The 1699-nt window shown below is 48.8% G+C and carries 6 protein-coding genes; 3 read left to right on the top strand and 3 right to left on the bottom strand.

Annotated features, from left to right (window positions below):
• A partial coding sequence (locus OEL90_RS15025; RefSeq protein WP_300689938.1) for a helix-turn-helix domain-containing protein occupies window positions 1-454 on the top strand: 454 nt, incomplete at its 5' end.
• Window position 455: 1 nt separating this feature from the next.
• Window positions 456-659 (top strand): DUF559 domain-containing protein, encoded by a 204-nt coding sequence (locus OEL90_RS15030; RefSeq protein WP_300689941.1) that lies wholly within the window; start codon window positions 456-458, stop codon window positions 657-659.
• 12 nt (window positions 660-671) lie between these two features.
• Here OEL90_RS15030 and OEL90_RS15035 read toward each other — a convergent pair whose 3' ends face one another.
• Complete coding sequence (locus tag OEL90_RS15035; RefSeq protein ID WP_300689943.1) at window positions 672-908, bottom strand: hypothetical protein; 237 nt, start codon at window positions 906-908, stop codon at window positions 672-674.
• Window positions 877-1170 carry a BrnT family toxin gene (locus OEL90_RS15265; RefSeq protein ID WP_414635029.1) on the bottom strand — a complete coding sequence of 98 codons (294 nt, stop codon included), beginning with the start codon at window positions 1168-1170 and terminating at the stop codon, window positions 877-879. The genes OEL90_RS15035 and OEL90_RS15265 overlap by 32 nt, the downstream gene beginning before the upstream one ends.
• Before the next feature lie 24 nt (window positions 1171-1194).
• On the opposite strand from OEL90_RS15265, the gene OEL90_RS15040 reads away from it, so the two are divergent.
• Window positions 1195-1488, top strand: coding sequence for an endonuclease domain-containing protein (locus tag OEL90_RS15040; RefSeq protein ID WP_300689946.1), 294 nt, complete (start codon window positions 1195-1197; stop codon window positions 1486-1488).
• Between the two features lie 67 nt (window positions 1489-1555).
• Here the strand turns inward: OEL90_RS15040 and OEL90_RS15270 are convergent, their stop codons facing one another.
• Window positions 1556-1687, bottom strand: coding sequence for a hypothetical protein (locus OEL90_RS15270; protein WP_414635030.1), 132 nt, complete (start codon window positions 1685-1687; stop codon window positions 1556-1558).
• Window positions 1688-1699: the final 12 nt, after the last annotated feature.

Below are 1699 nucleotides of genomic sequence, written 5' to 3' on the forward strand. Positions count from 1 at the left end.
ATGTATGTCCGTCATGTTCTCACTCATGCAGAATACGACCGAGGAGACTGGAAAAATGACACTCGTAACTAAAGAACTTGAAACCCATTGGGCAAACATTGCTCCATTGCTGTCCATTCGTAATGAACGTGAATATAACGCGGCGGTCAAGCGGCTCAATGAATTACTGGATGAAATCGGAAATGATGAGAAGCATCCGCTTTACGGGTTGCTGGATACACTCGGAACGCTGATTGAAATCTATGAAGAAGAGCATTATCCGATCCCTGATGCGACTGGCGCAGAAGTATTGCGCTTTCTTTTGGAAGAGCATAGCTTGACTCAGTCTGACCTGCCAGAGGTCGGGTCACAAGGTGTGGTCTCTGAGATTTTGAACGGTAAACGCGAACTGAATGTTCGACAGATTCGATTCCTTGCGGAGAAATTCAAAGTATCAAGCGCAGTATTTCTGTAAAATGCTCTTCGCGGGGCTGGTTGTTAAAGTCGATGGGGATGTCCACGACCTGCAACAGGAGGAAGATGCCAGGCGGGAGAAGGTGTTGTCCGCGTTGGGGCTGAGGATTGTCAGGTTTAAGAATGATGAGGTCGTGAGGGATGTGTCCGCGGTGGTGGGGAAGATTAGGGATGTTATGGAAAATGAAAAGAGCGACCCGTTGTGAGTCGCTCTTTTGTTATTTGCGAGCTGCCGCTTTTTGTTCTGGCATGGCTGAGATCAAAGCACGTAATGCCTTGTTAACCTGTTCAGATGTAGTAAAGACTTTTGCCACATCTGGCTCGATCATAACGATCAAGGGTTCATCCTTCATCTGTGCGGCAAAACGGTGCGGCTTCGCTTTTTTATAGTCAAAGCGATATTCAGGAGCCATTTCTTGAACTTTACGAGGTTTGGTTGTGGGCGTTTTCTTCATAGTCTTTTATTTCCTGACGCGCCGCTGGGCGTGCGCTGATAATTCTGACAGTGTTTTCAACCCTTTCTACAAAACATACAAGAATCATTCTTCGCAAGGTTGATGTGCCGATAATGATCTCGCGGTGTTCCTGCTCTGTATGGGCTGTGTCGTCAAAGATAAATGCAAGTGGGTCTTTGAATACAGTGACTGCCTCATCAAAACTTATGCCGTGTTTTCGAATATTGCTCGCGGCTTTTGCAGGATCCCGTTCGAATCTCATGTTCACATTTTACCCTAGTTCATAATTGAAGGGCTTGCCCCCTGCGGGGACCTTCGGCGGGCAAATAAGCTGGGAGTCCACTTTCGGAGGCAGCAAGTCATTGCGGGATTCATTGTCGATTTTTACTGTCACACTGCCAGCCTGGTCATCGAACTCGACGGGGGGATTCATTTGCAGCAGGCTGAATCAGACCGTCAGCGTGAACAAGCCCTGACCGAACGCGGCTTTCATGTTATTCGTTTTCAAAATGAGCAGGTTTTCAATGATCTTGATGGGGTGCTGGCGCAAATCCGGGCGGCCTGTGGCGAGCAGGTCTAATATCCCTATAAATGGGTATCCCCAAGAAAAAACCGCACCTGCCTCGTGGACGGGTGCGGTGGCTTGTTTATCCCAACTGCGCCTTTATTTTTTCGACGCTTTCTTTGTAGACGGCCAGTTTGTCGCGTTCCTTCTGGACGAGGGCCGCCGGGGCTTTATTGGCAAAATCGGAGGCGAGCAGCTTTTCGAGTCGTTCGATGTGGCCCTGGGC

The sequence above is a fragment of the Acidaminobacter sp. genome (assembly GCF_030247605.1).
Taxonomy (GTDB): Bacteria; Bacillota; Clostridia; order Peptostreptococcales; family Acidaminobacteraceae; genus Acidaminobacter.

Excerpts from the sequence above, each read along its gene's own strand:
- OEL90_RS15265 (WP_414635029.1), bottom strand. The coding sequence starts at position 1,170 with ATGAGATTCGAACGGGATCCTGCAAAAGCCGCGAGCAATATTCGAAAA.
- OEL90_RS15030 (WP_300689941.1), top strand. The coding sequence starts at position 456 with ATGCTCTTCGCGGGGCTGGTTGTTAAAGTCGATGGGGATGTCCACGAC.
- OEL90_RS15035 (WP_300689943.1), bottom strand. The coding sequence starts at position 908 with ATGAAGAAAACGCCCACAACCAAACCTCGTAAAGTTCAAGAAATGGCT.